The following is a 19900-nucleotide window of genomic DNA, read 5'->3' as shown; positions in this document are numbered from 1 at the left end:
TTGAAAAGAAAAACTAAAAACATCAAAAAAACTATAACAATTAGTGTTATGAAAGCAAAACTACTAGTAATCACCATCATCTTATTTTCAGTTACTTCACTGAGTGCCCAACAAACAAAAGGAATTACCGGTCATAACAATTGGATGGACAATTGGACAAATTTCAAGCCTGCGACTACCGTTTATAAAGAAGCTAATCAGATTTTAACGGGCATTATAGACAAAGATCTAAAATTAACCAAAAACAATACATACAAACTAATAGGAACTGTTTATGTGACTAATAAAGCAGTTTTAACAATAGAACCCGGAACTGTCATTCGAGGAGACAAAGAATCCTGCGGTACGCTTATAATTACCAAAGGATGCAAACTCATTGCAGAAGGCACTGCTGCTGAACCTATTGTTTTCACATCAAACAATTCAAATTTAATGAGAAAGCCAGGTGATTGGGGAGGCATTATCTTATTAGGAGATGCTCCTATAAATAAAGTTGGCGGCGTTAACTTTTTGGATTTCAATCTAGATCCAGCTGTCAGTTATTATGGAGGACAAGACCCAAACAGTAATTCGGGTATATTAAAATATGTACGTATTGAATATTCAGGTCACAAAATCAATGCCCTTAAAGAACTTAACGGATTGTCATTGGGAGGTGTTGGAAGAGGTACTAAATTTGAATTCATCCAAATTAGTTTCTCAAATGATGACTCATTCGAATCGTATGGAGGTGATGTTAATTTCAGCAACTTGATTTCATACAGAGCAACCGATGACGACTTTGATTTCACTCAAGGTGTTCAATGCACAATTTCTAACAGTATTGCTATCCGTAATCCTTATTCTTCAGACATATCCGGTTCACGCTGTTTTGAAATTGACTCATACGATAAAATTGAAAATGCAGATGTAACCAAAAAATTAACCAAAATCACTGCCACAAATATGACACTGACAAATACTGAAGATAATAATCAAGGTTTGGTTCGGGAAGCGGTTTATGTTAAGGAAAAAAGTTATTTCAACATCAGCAACAGTATTATCGATGGCTTTAGCAGCTGTGTTTTACTCGAAAATAAAATTGGTACACTGCCGGCTAATTTAGCAAAAATCAACATTCAGGGAATACAGGTTAACCGATGCGGAGGGATCGTTTTAAGCGAAAGCTCAAGTTATAATCCAGAGCTAAATACCTGGTACAATAGCGAAACTTTTTCACTAGATATTACAAAATTATCGGATACAGAATTATTTATACAATCAGACATTAAAAATTCTCCCGATTTCAGAACTAAGAATACAAATCCGATAGTAAGTTTAAAATAATTGTTTTTTCACCTGTAAAAGAGCCTGAAATTGTTCAGGCTCTTTTTTTTATAAAAAATTCAGAACTACAACTCAAAACTTTCTTCTAAACATGTTATAAAATTAGAAATACAGCTTCAAAATAACAACCCAAAAACAGCTGATATACAAAATTTTAAATTAACTTTATAGAACATTTATTGCTAGTCCCTTATTATTTTTTGCATTATTTCAAATCGATCTCATTATTGCTTTTACCAAAAATGAATTCAGCCTACATTTTATTATCTTTTATTAATTTAATTTAGAAAAAATATGAGAAATTCAAAATCACTTAGCATTATTGTTTTACTAATCTTTTTCGCTTTCGGCAAAGGAAATGCGCAGACGTCCAAAATTGATGTTTCAAAAAGTAGTATCCACTGGATAGGAAAAAAAATAACTGGTGAACACGTAGGAAGCATCAAATTCAAGGACGGTTATCTTCTTTTTAAAGATAAAAAACTAGCCGGAGGAAGTTTTACAGCAGATATGAGTACCTTATCCAATGATGACCAGACAGGTTCTTCAAAACAAAAACTGGAAGGCCATTTAAAATCAGAAGATTTTTTTAGCACGGCAGCTTACACAACTTCGACATTAGTCTTTAAAAGTATTGCCGGTAAAGGAAATAATACTTACCTCGTGACTGCAGACTTAACAATCAAAGGAATCACAAACTCCATACAGTTTGATTTCGTCATAGCCGAAAAAAACAAAGCTACAGCAACTTTGAATATCAACCGAACCAAATATGACATTAAATACGGATCAGGAAGCTATTTTGACGATTTGGGAGACAAGACAATTTATGATGATTTTGAGTTAAACGTAGTCTTGGTTTACTAATTTCAACGATTTAACAAAAAACCAAAAAAAATATCTTTTTTTTTGATTCATAATTTTTGTCAGTCCAAATATGATTTTTATATTTGCATGCAACAAAACAAAAAAATGAACACAATAACAAATAATACTTGGTGGTGGAACAATTTACGTCAAACGTCGTGAAGTAAGCTCCTATAGTATTATTTAAACTATAAATATAAAAAGGCTTGTCATCACGACAGGCCTTTTTTTTATTCCAAAAAAAACAATTAAGTATCAACAACATATGAAAACCTATAAACTGCAGACTAACCATAAACAAATTCTGGCCGACACTATAACGCCAGTAAGTATCTATTTTAAAATCAGGGATAAATTTCCAAACAGCTTATTACTGGAAAGCAGCGATTATCACGGAAACGACAACAGTTTTTCCTATATCTGCTGTAATCCGATTGCTTCGATAAAAATTGAAAACGAAACCATTTTCAAAAGCTTTCCTGACGGAACTTCGGAAACCATTGCCATTGATACAAATACCAATATTCCTGAAGTTATTCAGCAGTTTTCAGGACAATTCCAGTCTGATAAAAATGATTTCAAATTCATCAATAACGGATTGTTCGGCTACATTTCGTATGACGCCGTTCGTTATTTTGAAAAAGTAACCATTGCCAAAAAAGAAAACAGCAACACCATTCCTGATGTGTATTATGCGGTCTACCAAAATATCATTGCCATCAACCACTTTAAAAACGAAGCATACATTTTCTGCCACAGCCTTGATGGAAAAAATAACATTTCGGAAATCGAACAGCTATTACAATCCCGAAACATTGCTTCCTATAAATTTTCAAGAGAAGGCGAAGGTTTTTCAAACCTGACCGACGATGAGTTCAAACAAAATGTGGCTTTGGCCAAAAAGCATTGTTTCCGTGGTGATGTGTTCCAATTGGTTTTATCCAGAAGGTTTTCCCAAGGTTTTAAAGGTGATGAATTCAATGTTTACAGAGCTTTAAGAAGCATCAACCCATCCCCTTACCTGTTCTTTTTTGATTATGGCGATTTCAAAATATTTGGTTCTTCGCCCGAAGCCCAAATCATCGTCAAAAACCGAAAAGCAGAAATCCACCCAATCGCAGGAACTTTCAGAAGAACCGGTGATGATGAAAAAGATGCTGATTTAGCAAAAAAATTATCAGAAGACAAAAAAGAAAACAGCGAACACGTAATGTTGGTGGATTTAGCCCGAAATGATTTAAGCCGTCACGGACACAATGTGAATGTAGAAAAATACAGAGAAGTTCAGTTTTTCTCCCACGTAATCCATTTGGTTTCCAAAGTAACAGGACATTTACACGAAAAAGCAACAACTATGCAAGTCGTAGCCGATACTTTTCCGGCTGGAACATTAAGCGGAGCACCAAAACACAGAGCAATGCAACTGATTGAAGATTACGAAAAAACAAACCGTAATTTTTATGGCGGTGCCATCGGATTTATGGATTTTGAAGGAAACTTTAATCACGCCATTATGATCCGAACTTTTCTTTCCAAAAATCACCAGCTGCATTGTCAAGCAGGTGCCGGAATTGTCGCCAGTTCAGACGAAGAAAGCGAAATGCAGGAAGTTTACAATAAATTGCTTGCCTTGAACAAAGCATTGGATTTGGCCGAAACAATATAATGTAAGGACAAGTCGCGACTTGTCTCTAAAATAAAAAACAATAAAATGAAAAAAATACTAGTCATAGACAATTACGATAGTTTCACTTACAATTTAGTACACTATCTTGAAGATTTAGATTGCGAAATAACCGTTTACAGAAACGACGAATTTGATATTGATGAAATAGCAGGTTTCGATAAAATCTTGCTTTCCCCTGGGCCTGGAATCCCTGATGAAGCGGGATTATTGAAAGCTGTAATTGCAAAGTACGCACCAACGAAAAGTATTTTCGGGGTTTGCCTTGGGCAACAAGCCATCGGAGAAGTTTTTGGAGGAACACTCTCCAACTTGGACAAAGTATATCACGGTGTCGCCACATTGGTAAAAAAATCGGTTAGTGACGAATTACTTTTTGAAGGATTAGAAAATGAATTCGAGGTGGGTCGTTACCATTCGTGGGTTGTGGATGCTAATTTACCGGATGTTTTGGAAGCTACTTCCTTTGACGAAAACGGTCAGGTAATGTCTTTACGCCACAAAACATACGATGTTCGCGGTGTACAGTTTCACCCCGAAAGCGTATTAACACCAAACGGGAAAAAGATTTTGGAAAATTGGTTAAATTCGTAGAGACGTTGCACTGCAACGTCTATGCAACGTTATGATACAATATTTGTTATTATCTGTGTGTTAGACGTTGCAATGCAACGTCTCTACCGAAAAATTGCGATAAAAAAATGAAAACAACCAAAATCCATATTATTCTTTTTTGCCTTTCTATTTTTGTTCTTTTTTCCTGTAATCAAAAGAAAGAAGCAAAAATAGAATCCATAACTATTGACCAACCCAAAATGGTTTTGGATTTATTGGATTTGCAAAAGAATGACAAATTAGGAAAAGACACTTTGGTTACAGTCATTAACGATCCTGTTTATCATAAAACAAAAAAATATCAGGCTGTAAGCGCATCAGATATTGTAAAAAATGAAGTTGATTTATCTAAAATTAAAATCAAAAATACGATTATTGTTTTCGAATGCATCGATGGTTATAAACCCGAAATGCCTCTTGAATTATTTTTGAAAGCCAAACCATATTTAGCATTTAAAGATGTTGATGCGCCAAAAGATTCCAATTGGGAAAGAATCGTAAAAAACGGAAACGAAATGAATGCAGATCCGTTTTATTTGGTTTACACATCGGTTTCAGCGAATAATCAAGAATACAAATGGCCTTATAATGTGATAAAATTTCACTTGGAGCCAAAAAATAAAAACATCGTAGCCTTACAACCAAAAGATAATGAAACGACAATGAAAGGTTTTACATTATTTCAAAAACACTGTATTACCTGTCACGCCATCAACGGAATTGGAGGAGAAATGGGACCAGAGTTAAATTATCCAAAAAACGTAACCGAATATTGGAAAGAAAATGAATTGATCGATTATATTGTAAATCCGGCTTCTTTTAGACACAAAGTAAAAATGCCAACATTAGGAATTACAAAACAGCAATCTGAGGAAATTATTGATTATTTGAAATATATGTCAGAACGTAAAAAAAGTGATTAGTATTCAGTAGCAGTTTAAAAAACTTAGAATCTTAGTCACTTAGAACCTTAGCAACTTTAAAAAAATGAACATAACCATTTCCGAAACAAGGGACATAAATCTCGATGACATATTGGTCTTGTACAAAGCAAATGGCTGGAGCTCTGCAGAGAAACCAACACAGCTTTACAATGGTTTATTGAATTCCGAAACGCTGATTACAGCTTGGGAAGACAAAAAACTCATCGCACTTGGAAATGCTATTTCTGACAGGCATTTAACGGTTTATTATCCGCATTTATTAGTACTCCCGGAATATCAGGGAAAAGGAATCGGAAAAATGATAGTAGATAAAATGCAGGAGAAATATAGTCACTTTCACATGCAAATGTTAACCGCAGACGGGAAATCAGTTGATTTTTATAAAAAAAATGGTTTTGAACGTGCTGGAAACACAGAACCAATGTGGATTTATTCTGGAAACGAACACTGAAAAAGTTGGCAGTTTTCAGTAATTAGTAAGCAGTCTTAGATTAAAATAAAAAAACTAGCAACTCAGTTTCTCAGAAACTTAGCAACTTAAAAAAAATGAAAAATATATTAAACAGACTAATCAATCACGAAATACTATCCAAGGAAGAGGCCAAAAATGTATTGGTAAATATTTCCAGCGGAAGCTATAATCCAAGCCAGATCTCGGCTTTTTTAACGGTATATATGATGCGAAGCATTAGTATCGAAGAGCTGGCGGGATTTAGAGAAGCACTTTTGGAATTATGCATTCGAATGGATTTATCCAATTACAACACCATCGATTTATGTGGTACAGGAGGAGACGGAAAAGATACTTTCAACATTTCGACCCTAGCTTCTTTTATAGCTGCAGGAGCAGGAATTAAAGTTGCAAAACACGGTAATTACGGAGTTTCTTCGATTTCCGGTTCTAGTAACGTGATGGAAAAACTGGGCATTAAATTCAGTAATGACAATAATTTTATAGAAAAATGTATTGATCAGGCCGGAATTGCAATTTTGCACGCTCCTTTATTTCACCCAGCAATGAAAAACGTAGGGCCAATTCGAAAAGAATTAGGAGTAAAAACCTTTTTCAATATGCTGGGACCAATGGTAAATCCATCATTCCCACAGAATCAATTAGTTGGGGTTTTCAATCTTGAACTGGCAAGAATGTATGGTTATTTATATCAAAATACACCTGTCAATTTTACAATTTTACATTCCCTCGATGGTTATGATGAAGTATCTTTGACATGCCCAGCCAAAATTATTACAAGTACCAAAGAAGGTATGCTGAATCCTTCAGATTTTGGTGTTAGCCTTTTGCAACAAAGCGAAATTGAAGGAGGAAAAACCATCGATGAATCAGCAGAAATGTTTATGAATATCATTTCCGGAAAAGGAAACGAAGCCCAAAACAATGTCGTTTGTGCCAATGCCGGAATAGCAATTGCAACTGTTAACGGCTGTACACCTCTTGAAGGTTTTGAATTAGCCAAAGAAAGTTTACTTTCCGGAAAAGGATTAGTAGCTTTGAATAAATTACAGAATTTGAGTAAATAAAATACCCTTTTCTTTTAACTAAAAAATTATGAGTTATAAAAAGACAAAAGACACAATAGATGCTATTAAAGCTAAAATAGTAGATTTTGGCGAACTCACTATTGAACAAAAAAAGAAAATAAATTACAAATTCAGACTAGAATGGAATTTTAATTCCAATAGTATGGAGGGCAATACACTTACCATTGAAGAAACTCGTAGTGTAATGGTCGGAAACCTTACGGTTAATGACAAACCTCTAAAGGACGTTTTGGAAATGCAAGGTCACGACAAAGTAATTAGCGAAATTTTGCGTATTGGCAAAAGAGAATTAAGACTTTCTGAAAAAAGGATTTGTAAAATTCACAAAGCAATAATGTACGAAGATGATGAAACCAAAAAAGATAAAATTGGGAGATGGAAGCTAGAACCAAATATGATTTATAATCATAAAGGTGAAAGATATGATTTTGTTGCTCCCGAAGATGTACCTAGTAAAATTCACGCTCTTTTAAACAAAACCAATGCTTCCATTGATTTAATACATGCTAATAAAAAAAATGCACCACATCCAATTGATGTTGCGATGGAATTTCATTTGGAATATTTAGACATTCATCCATTTTATGATGGAAATGGAAGAACAGCTAGAATATTAACCAATCTGATACTTATTTCTTTAGGATATAATCCGTTTTGGATAAACGAAAAAGATCGCAAAATTTATTACAACTATATTAGCGATATCCAAGGATATGGCGGAAACAAAGAATTATTTTTTGAATATTGTGCAGGATTAGTTGAACGTTCAGAACAGCTGGTTCTAAATGCTATTCAAAACATTGATATTGAAGAAGAGGATGATTTACATAAAGAAATTAGTTTATTAAAACGACAGCTTGAAGGAGAAAAATTTACCAAATCGCCAAAAAATATTTATAATATATTTCAATTTATAAATAAAGATATTTGGGAACCATTATCAATTGTAATCAGCCAATTTGACGATTTGTTTAGTAAAAACGAAACTAAATATTTGGTAAATAATAAGAATGAAACATATCCTGTAAAGTCGATATTCTCAATGTTATCCCCGGTTGAAAAATCTACTAAACCTAAAGAAGTTCAAATATTTGGACATAATCTCTATGAAAAAGATGTTTCTAAAATAGAATGGAAACACACTAAAGATGGTTTAAAAAACTTAAAAAACACTAATCCTTATAAAATTAATTTTTCTATCTCTTTCGAAGCAAAAAATTATTCATTAAAACTTTTTATCAATTATTTGGAAATTTGGGCAAACAACTATGCCTACAATGAATTTCCTGACAAAGAAAGTATTGAAAAAATGAAAAAAGAATTAGGTAGAAAATTAATAGAAAATATTAAAAGTAATATTTAGAAATACGAAAGAATCAAAATGAACATACTAGACAGAATCATAGTTGACAAAAAAAGAGAAGTTGTTCTTAAGAAATCTATTATTCCAGTTTCACAATTGGAAGCATCAGTTTTCTTTGGTAAAAAAACAATTTCGCTAAGTCAAAACTTAAGAAACAGCAACTCTGGAATTATTGCCGAACACAAACGCCGTTCACCTTCAAAATCAATTATAAATCAAAACTTTACTGTTGAAGAAGTAGTAAAAGGATATGAAAGTGCTGGTGCCTGCGGAATTTCAGTTTTAACGGATGGTAAATATTTTGGCGGTTCTTTGGACGATTTACTTTTGGCGAGAGCTTCTGTAAATATTCCGCTGTTGCGAAAAGAATTCATTGTAGACGAATACCAAATATTGGAAGCCAAAGCACACGGAGCCGATTTGATTTTATTAATTGCAGCAGTTTTAACGCGTGACGAAATCAAATCATTATCAGAGTTTGCCAAAGGTTTAGGATTGGAAGTTTTATTGGAAGTTCACAATCAGGAAGAATTAGAAAAATCAATCATGCCAACTTTAGACATGATTGGAGTAAACAACAGAAACCTAAAAACTTTCGAAGTTAGCCTTGATTTCAGCAAACAATTGGCCCATCAGATTCCAAATGATTTCGTAAAAGTTTCCGAAAGTGGTATTTCATCCATTGAAGCCATCAATGAATTGAAACCTTATGGTTACAAAGGTTTCCTGATTGGAGAAAACTTTATGAAAACTGATAATGCCGGAAAAGCGGCAACGGAATTTATTGGACAGCTATAAGCAATAGGCTGTAAGCCGTAAGCTTTTAAAAATCATTAATTAGCATAAAGCCTAAAGCTTATTGCTTAAAGTATTAAACAAATGAAACTCAAAATCTGCGGAATGAAATACCCTGAAAATATACTCGAAGTAGGATCGCTCCTACCCGATTATATGGGCTTTATATTCTGGGAAAAATCAGCACGTTATTTTGATGGAATTCTACCTGAATTGCCAAAATCAATTAAAAAAACAGGTGTTTTTGTCAATGAAACGATTCCAATAATCTTAGAAAAGACTGAAAAATACAATTTACAAGCAATACAATTACACGGTCACGAATCGGCTGCATTTTGTTTAGAATTAAAAACTAAATTAGATGCTTCAATTGAAATCATCAAAGTCTTTTCGGCAGATGAGAATTTTGATTTTAGCGTTTTAGAACCGTTCGAAGCTGTTTGTGATTATTTCCTTTTCGATACCAAAGGAAAATTGCCTGGAGGAAACGGAACCACTTTCGACTGGAAAATATTACAGAAATATCCATCTACAAAACCATTCTTCCTTAGTGGTGGAATTGGAATAGAGGAATTGGATGCCGTAACCGAAATTTTGAAAACCAATTTACCCATTTATGCAATTGATATAAATAGTAAATTTGAAATTGAACCAGGATTAAAAAATATAGAATTATGTAGAGACGTTGCACTGCAACGTCTAAAGGTCATATCATAACGAAATCAAAATAATCAACAATACGTTCAGACGTTGCAATGCAGCGTCTCTACAGATAAAACAAAATAAAAAATGTCATACAACGTTAACGAAAAAGGATATTACGGAGAATTTGGAGGGGCCTACATTCCCGAAATGTTATATCCAAATGTAGAAGAATTACGTCAGAAATATTTAGAAATCACAGCCGAACCTGATTTTAAAGCAGAGTTTAATCAATTGCTGAAAGATTACGTAGGCCGTCCTAGCCCATTGTACTTTGCCAAAAGACTTTCCGAAAAATACAACACCAAAATCTATCTCAAAAGAGAAGACCTGAATCATACAGGTGCACACAAAGTAAACAACACCATCGGACAGATATTAGTTGCAAAACGTTTGGGCAAAAAACGCATCATTGCCGAAACAGGTGCAGGTCAGCATGGGGTTGCAACTGCAACAGTCTGCGCCTTGATGGGCATGGACTGCATCGTGTACATGGGCGAAATCGACATTGCACGTCAGGCACCAAACGTTGCCCGTATGAAAATGCTGGGTGCCGAAGTCCGTCCGGCACTTTCTGGATCACGAACGCTGAAAGATGCCACAAATGAAGCCATCCGCGACTGGATTAATAACCCCGTTGATACCCATTATATCATCGGATCTGCTATCGGCCCGCATCCTTATCCTGACATGGTAACTCGTTTCCAAAGCATCATTTCCGAAGAAATCAAATGGCAGTTAAAAGAGAAAGAAGGACGCGAAAACCCAGATTATGTTGTAGCATGTATCGGTGGCGGAAGCAACGCTGCTGGAACTTATTATCACTTTTTGCACGAGCCAGAAGTAGGAATCATTGCTGTCGAAGCTGCCGGAAAAGGCGTAAACAGCGGTCACAGCGCAGCAACCAGTAAACTAGGAAAAGTAGGCATTATTCACGGCTGTAAAACCCTGCTGATGCAGACTCCCGATGGTCAGATTACCGAACCGTACTCAATTTCTGCGGGACTTGATTACCCTGGAGTTGGACCTATGCATGCACATTTGGCACAATCCGGCCGTGGGGAATTCTTTTCGGTAACCGATGACGAAGCTATGAATGCAGGTTTACAGCTCACCAAATTAGAAGGAATTATTCCTGCAATTGAAAGTGCGCATGCTTTTGCTATTTTTGATCAGAAAAAATTCAAACCAACTGATGTTGTTGTAATAAGTCTTTCAGGACGCGGCGACAAAGATTTGGACAACTATATTGACTATTTCAAATTGTAATAGTTTGGGCGTTCCCCAAGGGTCGGGCTGTACGTTCCCGCTTCCCGATGAAAAATCGGGAGAGCTCCACTGCCATCCCTAACGCGCATTCGAGATAAGTATAAAATTTAAGTTTATTAACATTTTCAAAATAGATTCTATGCAAAAATTATTCGCTTACGGTACTTTACAAGATGTTGATGTACAACAAGACCTTTTTGGCCGCATTCTTGAGGGAACGCCAGAAACATTAGTAGGTTATGAACTAAATGAAATTCAAATCGAAGAGGAATTTGGAATAGTACACTACCCTATTATTAAAGAAACCAACGACTCAAATGATACCATCAGCGGTACCTTATACGAAGTAACACAGAGTGAACTCCGTCAGACAGATCTGTATGAAGGCCTGCATTACAAACGTGTAGAAGTGCATTTGCAATCGAATCAAAATGCTTGGGCATATAGTGCTGCTGTTTAAATATACGATTTTCGATATTGGATAGACGAGGTTGTATGTTCAGAATTAATGATTTAATTTTTAAAGCATAAATATAATATCGTATTTCGAACATCGTAAATCTTAAATTGTAAAATATTGTAAATCGTATATTAAAATGAAAGAACTAATGTTAAAGAGAACAAAGAAATTTGCAATTGATTGCTGGATTCTCTGTTCTAAGTTACCAAAATCAAGAGAATATAATGCTTACGTAAATCAGCTTATTAGATGTTCTAGTTCTGTTGGTGCTAATTATAGAGCTTCACAAAGAGCTAAATCAACAGCAGACTTCATCAATAAATTAAAAATCGTTGAAGAAGAAGCTGATGAAAGTCATTTTTTTCTTGAAATGCTTTTTGACATTACAGCTATAGAAAAAACACAAACAGAATTACAGCCAGAAATAGAATTACTAAAAAAAGAAGCTAACGAAATTGTTGCAATAATAGTTTCATCATTAAAAACAGCTCGAATAAATAATACAAAATAAAAAGTAGATATTCGATATACGATTTACGATTTTATATATCGTAAATCATGCATCAAACATCGTATATCCAAAATCGTAAATCGTATATAAAAATGAACAGAATTAGTCAAAAATTACAAGAAGATAAAAAGATACTTTCCATCTATTTTTCAGCTGGATACCCAAACTTAAACGATTCAGTACAGATTATTCAAGATTTGGAAAAAAGCGGTATCGACATGATCGAAATCGGGCTGCCGTTTAGCGATCCTTTAGCCGACGGCCCAACCATTCAGGCGAGTTCTACAACTGCTTTACAAAACGGAATGACAACACAAATCCTGTTTGAACAATTAAAAGACATCCGCAAAAGCGTAAACATTCCACTGGTAATTATGGGGTATTTCAACCCAATGCTGCAGTACGGAGTAGAGAATTTCTGTGCAAAATGTGCCGAAATAGGAATTGACGGCTTAATCATTCCGGACCTGCCGGTTGATGTATATGCTGATGAATATAAAGCTACTTTTGACAAATACGGTCTGCTGAATATATTCTTAATCACACCGCAGACTTCAGAAGAGCGTATCCATTTTATTGACAGTGTATCTGATGGATTTATTTATATGGTAAGTTCAGCAAGTGTTACGGGCTCGCAGTCTGGTTTTGGAAACACACAGGAAGCATACTTCAAACGCATTGGCGATATGAATTTGAAAAATCCTCAGATTGTTGGTTTTGGAATCAGCAATGCTGAAACTTTTAATCAGGCCACACAATATGCTAAAGGCGCGATTATCGGAAGTGCTTTTATCACGCATTTGAAAGAAAACGGAAGCAGAAAAATTGAAGAGTTTGTAAAAACGATTCGATAAAGCACATTACACTATTAAAAACGGCGTTTAAATTTTATTTAGACGCCGTTTTTTTGTTTCAATTTTTTTTGAATGATGGCAAAAAAGCAAAACGCTCCCTTTAGAACCCCGAAACGAAAATCCTTTTGTACTGTCTCGTCCTAAAAGACGAGAGGCACACAAGATTGCAATGAAAAGCGGGACGATGCTTACTGATAATGCCCCAATCATTCTGCTTCAAAAAATTAATAATTTAGTTCTGATTACAAACGAAAACTGCCTATATCCCTAAATTAAATTTTTCACCGCACAAATCTTTATTTGTGCAAATCACCTGTGTCAATTTCATAGATAAATAACTGACTGCAATAACAATACAAACTCCAACTATTGTTCTCAATAAAAGTAAAATCTAAAATTCGGAATTTATCTTAAAAAAGCACTGATTCCACACTTATAACCTTAATTCCCCTCTTTATGACTCAATACTTAGGGTTAATACTTTTTTTTTCTAAATCCATAAATCTATTTATCAACTTTGATTAGCAAAATAATATCAAATAAATTCATACAAGAATGCTGTTTCATTAGTTTCTAAAAAGATCTTAAAAACCAGCAAAAACCTCAAATACTAACTATGAAAAATTCAGTTAACTTCTTTCTAAACGGCAAACTGGTTACCATTGAAAACCCTTCGCCAGATTTACTTTTAATAGATTATCTGAGATCTCCTGAAGTGAGTCTTTCCGGTCCTAAAAAGCCATGCGGTCAGGGAGGCTGCGGTGGCTGTACTGTAATAGTGTCTGAGTGGGATGATAAAGAAAAAGCACCAAAGCATCTGGCTATAAACTCCTGCCTTAGACCTGTATGTGCGATAGGCGGGCTTTCTGTTACTACAATTGAAGGTACTGGAGCGGCGCGTAAACCTGATCCAAAATTTTTATTGCAAAAATCCAGCTCAACACGGGCAAATGTTCCTATTGATGAAGACGATTCTCCAGTATTGGATACTGCAATGAAAGAAGCAGGTCAAAAACTAATTGCTGTCCAGGAAAAAATCTCTCAGAGTCTTCACAATGGCGTCAATTCTGCAGAGATCAAAATTATAGACGAAGTTTCGGAATATCCTTCGGAACAGTCACATTTAGGTATGAATCCAGTAGCATACCAATTAGCTTTAAACAACGGAAGCCAATGCGGGTACTGCAGCGTAGGATTTGTAATGAATATGTCTGAATTTATAGTTAATAAACCAGACGCTACAAAAAAAGAAATTGAAGACGCATTTGATGGTAATTTATGCCGCTGTACTGGTTACCGCTCTATCCTTACCGGCATGAAAACCTTTGCCTCGGATTGGAGTGCTGCTGACGAAAAAAACAGAATGCCCTGTAAACTGGATCCTGTTACAAAAGCCCAGCTTCCTGCTAATGTTGAGATTCCTTTTCCTAATGCAGCACAGCAGCCGGCGTCAGGAGTTTCTACAGACCGCTGGCTGACTCCAAAATCATTGTCAGAGCTTGCAGATATCTTCAAAAACAAGAAAAATGTAAGACTCGTACATGCTAACACCTCGTATGGAATTTATAAAAACGAGTATTTGGATACTACTTTATATGCTAATATCCGATTTATACCAGAACTGAATACTGACTATGAATTAACAGATGACTATCTCAAAATAGCTGCCAGCATTACTTACAGTGAATTAATTGAAATTCTTTCTAAAGGCATTGATAAGCTAAAACAGATTAATAGAAAAACAGCTATATCTGATATATCTATTTTAGAATCATTAGACTATATGGCCCGCCGTACTGCTGGGCGTATTGTCCGTAATGCAGCAACAATCGGCGGTAACACAATGCTGGTGCTTAAGCACATTCCAATTCATACCGGAGAACCATTTCCGTCAGATCTCTTTACTGCTCTGTTTGCTGTAGAAACAAAAATCAGCTATTTGTTGTTGGATAAAAATGGCAGTTTCAAAGAACATACAAAAACTGCCGAAGCACTTGTTGAAGCAGTCATAAAAGATCCAAAATTAGCCGATGAAATTGTACTTGTTTCCTATACAATTCCATTGAAAGATACAAATGATGTCGTGCTTGCTCAAAAAGTAGCACTTCGAGAAGTGAATGCTCATAGTATCGTGAATTCAGCTATTAATTTTAGCATTAATGATGACTGCATGGTAAAATCAGCTATTCTGGCATTTGGCGGAATTGCACCTTATCCTTGGAGAGCCGCTGAAACTGAAAAGGCAATGAAGGATAAAAAACTGAGCTTAGCAGATGCTGAAAAACTTTCAAAAATACTAGCGAAAGAAGTTACTGCAGAACTTGATGCTCAGAAAAAAAGAATGGAAGAAGTTCCAAATGAAGATTTTACTTTGGAATACCGCAGACAATTAACTGTTTCTTTTTTCTACAAAGCTATCGTAAACGCCTTGGTTGTAAAAGGAGCTCCCGTACCTGAAAACCTGATTTCGACCGCTGAAGTAAAATGGGGCAGCTGGCCGGTAAGTGAGGGAATCCAGACTTACAAAACACAGGATTATAAAGCTCCGGTAGCACAGCCTTATATCAAAGTTACAGCAATGTACCAGACATCTGGACAGACCAATTACACTCATGAATTAGCTGTACCGCCTTTGACTTTAAACGGTGCATTTGTACAAAGTCAAAGTGCCTTAATGAATTACTCTTTTATAAATCCAGACAAAAAAAATACAATTACAATACCCGAATTGCGGGCAGTATTAAAAAATAAATTCCCAGCCTTTACTGATATTATTACAGCCGAAAATATAAAAAACGGTGGTAGAAATTATCAGGGCATGGGAAGCGACCAGCCGCTTTTTGCAGAACAATTAGTCAGCTATGTGGGTCAGTCTATTGCCATGATTCTTGCTCCAACTGAGCAGGAAGCGATTAAGATTGCAGCTTTCGTATCTACAGAATGTGTTCAGTATTCAAAACCTGGAAGCCCTTGGACGGATCAATGGAGTGAGCCAATTATAGACTTATTTGACGCTATTAAAAAAGGAAGCATTTTCCCTGATGCACCGGTTTCAGCATCTTTCGCTTCCCATATTTGGAAAATAACCCGTCCCGGAAGCCAATTTGACTGGGCCACAAATGATGATTCCATCGCACCTAAAGTTCTTTTTCGTGATCAAAAAATAAATACTCAGGAAGTCACTGTTGACAGCGTGCCTTGTAATGTAGTGAGCTCTTCTCAGCTTTGTGGCGGGCAGGCGCATTTTTATATGGAACCGCAGGCCTGTATTGTAACGCCTATGGATGAACATCGTATGAAAGTACAGCCATCTGTACAGAGTCCAGGAGGAATGCATGACACCGTTGCTTCAGCACTGGGAATGTATCATCATCAAATCGAAGTTGAAGTACCGCCGGTAGGTGGAGGTTTTGGAGGAAAAACGGAACAGACCCGTTTTATTGCCGGACCAACAGCAGTTGCAGCAAAGGCAACTAAAAGACCTGTCCGCCTTGCAGTTCCCCGCGATGAAGATACTGCAATGATAGGAAAACGTCATGCCTATTATGGTGAATATCAGATTGCCGTCGATGCTGGTCTGCATAACGAAAATAATAAAGGAATTATTCAAGGATTCCAATTAAAAATGTGGGGAGACGGCGGTGCTTTCTATGACTGTTCTTTTATCGTATCCAACTGTATTCAGCTGCGGACTGATAATGCTTACAAAATCAAAAACTTCGAAAGCCAGATCGATGTGTGCCGAACCAATACTGCTCCAAGTACAGCAATGCGTGCCTTTGGCGATGTACAGGGCAAAAATATTGTCGAAAATGCCATTGATGACGCAGCTGTCTCATTGGGCATGAGACCGGAAGATCTGCGTGAAAAGAATCTTTATGACCGTGGTGATGTTACTCCATTCGGGCAGGCACTTACGTATTGCTACATGAAACAGGTATGGGCATATGCCAAAAAGGTTTCCAATTTTGAAACTAAATATCAGGAAGTTCAAAAATTTAACAAGGAAAACAAATGGCATAAAAGAGGGATTTCAATGATACCTGTAAAATATGGCTCAGGCTACAATCTGCTTGCATTGGAACAATCTGCCGCTATTGTGGTTGTAAATCCAAGCGACGGAACTGTTGTCATCCATCAGGGAGGTGTTGAAATCGGACAAGGCTTAGTGACTCAAGCACAGCAGGTCGCCGCTTATGTTCTGGGAATACCGATGGAAATGATTTTTATTGACAATGTTAATACGAGCGTTACTCCAAATCCAACAAGTACAGGAGGTTCTACCGGAACACCTTATTCCTGCGAAGCTGTAAAACAAACCTGCGAAGAAATGCGCGCCCGGCTTATGGAATTTGGTTACCAAATGCTGAAAGAAAACGGTGAAGACTGGTGCAAAAGCAAGAACATTGATTTTTGGAACTATGGCGCAGGAGAAAATAAAGGCTGGGCCAAAAAAATCAAAATCAGTGAAGGAAATGAATTAATGATTTGGCAGCATCTTATCAACTTAGCAGCTTCACAAAGGGTAAATCTTATTGCTTCTTTTAATACTAAGATAAAAGGCGGTGAAGTTCAAATACCGGCCATGACATTCAAAACCGAAGCCGATCAGCCAAATATTCCAGGCGTAGACCGTGTTAAAGATGCCAAGCTTGGAGGCGGTGTTGATTCATTTGTCGGCTTCACTTATTCAGCGGCATGTTCCGTTACCGAAGTTGATATTCTTACTGGAGAAGTTAAAATTATTAGTTCTGACATTATTTATGATATGGGATGGAGTATGAATCCTGCCATCGATATAGGACAGGTTGAAGGAGCTTTTGTTCAGGGTATCGGATATCTTCTGACTGAAAAATTAGTATCAGAAACAGAAGGAGCAAATAAAGGAAGATTAAATTCAACAAACACTTGGCGTTACAAGATTCCAGCTGTTACTACTATCCCGTTAGAAATGAATACTTTCCTTTTTCCAAGAGGTGAAGAGTCAGTGCAAAGCATTCCTGAAGATCCTAATCAGATATTCTCGGCAAAAGAAGTTGGTGAACCTCCTCTAGTGCTTGCCAACAGCGTTTTCTTTGCCATAAAAGATGCTATCCGCGCCTCAAGAAAAGACCGTAAACTATCTCCTCTTTTCCGATTAGATGCTCCTGCAACCGTCCAGGAAGTACGCAGAGCTTGTGAAATCACTGAAAAAGATCTTGGAGAATAACATAACATTATATGACTATCCGTGACTAATACCAAATCGATAAAATTGGCCACAGATTATAAAGATTAACACAGATTTCTAAAAAATGCATGTAAAATCTGTGAGAATCTGTGTAATCAGTGGCAAAAAAACATTTAGTATGCTTTGCGGATAGTCATGTAACATTATATAGAAACAAACATTAACATATTAACCAAATTACCTACCAATGAAACAATTAAAACCTCTTATTATCGCAAGTTTTATTTTTCTTGCTTCGTGCCACAAAAAAGAAGAAACTCCAGTTATTGAAAAAAACACTGCTGCACTGACCGCACTAGAGAAACAGAACTATGAAGAAAATGGATTTCCTGATTTTGGCTATATGGTAAGCCCACAGGAATACAGAGATAAATATGCTGACCAGCCCATATTTCGCTTAAAAACAGACTTTCCAACAGAAATGCCTGAAGGGATGCCTAAATTTCTAGATATCGATTTCAAAAAAGAACCTCTAAAATATATTGAAGCGGTTCGTGATTATGGATTTGAAGGAAACACAGAAGACTGGAATCCTTACGAAAATAAAATCCGCGACTGGTATCATATTCCGTGGCTGCATCCAAGTGTTGAAGGCGAAGGAGCTTATCCGCCAAACGGAGGTACTGAAGGTTTTCATGGTCTTATTAAGGAAGCACCTCTGGGACCTCTACAATTAGGACCAGGACTTAAAGGAATTGACGGCGATTATTCTGTATATGCCATTACTTTAATTAATGATAAGGCAGCATATGCAATGGGTAAAATGTGGAAAGACCCTCAGCATCCTAATCTTAAAGTATTGGATAAACGTTATGATAACGGCGGATTTCCAACAGGAACTGTTTTCGTAAAATTATTGTTTACCGATGCACCAAAAGGAACAGATTTCGTAGATTATCTTGTAAATCCATTGACATGGAAAGCGTATATCACTGAAAATTTCTGGAAATCAAGCACAAGAGTTGTTTCTGATGTACACCTTTTACAAATGGATATTTCTGTTCGTGATCCAAGAGCAGACAGAAGTCCTACCAATCCTGAAGGAACCGGCTGGGTATTTGGAACCTTCTGTTACAACGGAAAACTGAATAAGAAAAACAAACTGATGAATCTTGTACCAGTTGGACTGACTTGGGGTAATGATCCTCAAAACAAAATCAACAAAACATCACCATATCCGCCAATTAAAACAGAAGTTAACAAAGACCTTAAAGAAACGGTTATTTTCGAAGGTCCAAACCTTCCGCCACAGCACCTTGGATGGAACGGAAGATTAGACGGTCCTGCAGATTTAAATACGGTTTCCTGCATGTCATGCCACAATGCGGCGCAATACCCAGCGGTTACTTCACTTGTTCCGCCAAATGCAGCACCAGATGGCGGGCAGGCTCCTCCAGTAGGCGGAGGCGGACATGAGTGGATGAAATGGTTCCAAAATATTGACTGCGGTACTTCTATGAATCAAACAGTATATTCTACGGATTTCTCTTTTCAGGTAGCCATTGCGTTGGAAAATTTCTTCACTGCTAAAGAAGCTGCAGAAAAAGGAAGTTTTGCTTCCCAGTACAAAGCTGTTCAGGTTCCTATCCGACGCGGTGATATAGCTCCTAACAAATAATTCACAGCAGGCATTATTAATTCATAGTCAGATACCGGTTCAAATCATCAAAGATTTGAATCGGTCTTACTATACACAGTACTATTAAAAATTTTAAAAAAT

General features: G+C 36.3%; 16 protein-coding genes. All 16 read left to right on the top strand.

What is annotated here, in order from left to right; all coding sequences use genetic code 11:
• Window positions 1–48: 48 nt before the first annotated feature.
• Window positions 49–1326 (top strand): hypothetical protein, encoded by a 1278-nt coding sequence (locus IRZ80_RS12835; protein ID WP_194641968.1) that lies wholly within the window; start codon window positions 49–51, stop codon window positions 1324–1326.
• A gap of 294 nt (window positions 1327–1620) precedes the next feature.
• A complete protein-coding gene (locus tag IRZ80_RS12830) occupies window positions 1621–2193 on the top strand; it encodes a YceI family protein (protein WP_194641967.1) in 573 nt (190 codons plus the stop codon).
• Between the two features lie 265 nt (window positions 2194–2458).
• Window positions 2459–3859: an anthranilate synthase component I family protein gene (locus tag IRZ80_RS12825; RefSeq protein WP_194641966.1), complete on the top strand. Its 1401-nt coding sequence runs from the start codon at window positions 2459–2461 to the stop codon at window positions 3857–3859.
• 45 nt (window positions 3860–3904) lie between these two features.
• A complete protein-coding gene (locus tag IRZ80_RS12820) occupies window positions 3905–4471 on the top strand; it encodes an anthranilate synthase component II (RefSeq protein ID WP_194641965.1) in 567 nt (188 codons plus the stop codon).
• Between the two features lie 107 nt (window positions 4472–4578).
• Window positions 4579–5415: a c-type cytochrome gene (locus tag IRZ80_RS12815; protein ID WP_194641964.1), complete on the top strand. Its 837-nt coding sequence runs from the start codon at window positions 4579–4581 to the stop codon at window positions 5413–5415.
• A gap of 64 nt (window positions 5416–5479) precedes the next feature.
• On the top strand, window positions 5480–5887 hold the full coding sequence (locus tag IRZ80_RS12810; RefSeq protein ID WP_194641963.1) for a GNAT family N-acetyltransferase: 408 nt from the start codon (window positions 5480–5482) through the stop codon (window positions 5885–5887).
• Between the two features lie 95 nt (window positions 5888–5982).
• Window positions 5983–6975, top strand: a complete 993-nt coding sequence (trpD, locus tag IRZ80_RS12805) for an anthranilate phosphoribosyltransferase (RefSeq protein WP_194641962.1) — start codon at window positions 5983–5985, stop codon at window positions 6973–6975.
• 28 nt (window positions 6976–7003) lie between these two features.
• A complete protein-coding gene (locus IRZ80_RS12800) occupies window positions 7004–8359 on the top strand; it encodes a Fic family protein (protein ID WP_194641961.1) in 1356 nt (451 codons plus the stop codon).
• An 18-nt stretch (window positions 8360–8377) separates the two neighbouring features.
• Window positions 8378–9157 carry an indole-3-glycerol phosphate synthase TrpC gene (gene trpC / locus IRZ80_RS12795; RefSeq protein WP_194641960.1) on the top strand — a complete coding sequence of 260 codons (780 nt, stop codon included), beginning with the start codon at window positions 8378–8380 and terminating at the stop codon, window positions 9155–9157.
• A gap of 81 nt (window positions 9158–9238) precedes the next feature.
• Complete coding sequence (locus tag IRZ80_RS12790; RefSeq protein WP_194641959.1) at window positions 9239–9871, top strand: phosphoribosylanthranilate isomerase; 633 nt, start codon at window positions 9239–9241, stop codon at window positions 9869–9871.
• Window positions 9872–9943: 72 nt separating this feature from the next.
• Complete coding sequence (trpB, locus tag IRZ80_RS12785) at window positions 9944–11125, top strand: tryptophan synthase subunit beta (protein ID WP_194641958.1); 1182 nt, start codon at window positions 9944–9946, stop codon at window positions 11123–11125.
• Window positions 11126–11264: 139 nt separating this feature from the next.
• Complete coding sequence (locus IRZ80_RS12780) at window positions 11265–11585, top strand: gamma-glutamylcyclotransferase family protein (RefSeq protein ID WP_194641957.1); 321 nt, start codon at window positions 11265–11267, stop codon at window positions 11583–11585.
• Window positions 11586–11721: 136 nt separating this feature from the next.
• A complete protein-coding gene (locus IRZ80_RS12775) occupies window positions 11722–12096 on the top strand; it encodes a four helix bundle protein (RefSeq protein ID WP_194641956.1) in 375 nt (124 codons plus the stop codon).
• Window positions 12097–12188: 92 nt separating this feature from the next.
• A complete protein-coding gene (gene trpA / locus IRZ80_RS12770) occupies window positions 12189–12950 on the top strand; it encodes a tryptophan synthase subunit alpha (RefSeq protein WP_194641955.1) in 762 nt (253 codons plus the stop codon).
• 616 nt (window positions 12951–13566) lie between these two features.
• The gene (locus tag IRZ80_RS12765) at window positions 13567–18159 is read left to right on the top strand and encodes a molybdopterin cofactor-binding domain-containing protein (RefSeq protein WP_194641954.1); all 4593 of its coding nucleotides are present in this window, start codon (window positions 13567–13569) and stop codon (window positions 18157–18159) included.
• A 208-nt stretch (window positions 18160–18367) separates the two neighbouring features.
• Window positions 18368–19798: a hypothetical protein gene (locus tag IRZ80_RS12760; RefSeq protein WP_194641953.1), complete on the top strand. Its 1431-nt coding sequence runs from the start codon at window positions 18368–18370 to the stop codon at window positions 19796–19798.
• Window positions 19799–19900 lie beyond the last annotated feature (102 nt).

It is taken from the genome of Flavobacterium sp. HJJ (genome assembly GCF_015351475.1).
GTDB lineage: Bacteria > Bacteroidota > Bacteroidia > Flavobacteriales > Flavobacteriaceae > Flavobacterium > Flavobacterium marginilacus.
This window is presented reverse-complemented; position numbering and strand designations above follow the sequence as displayed.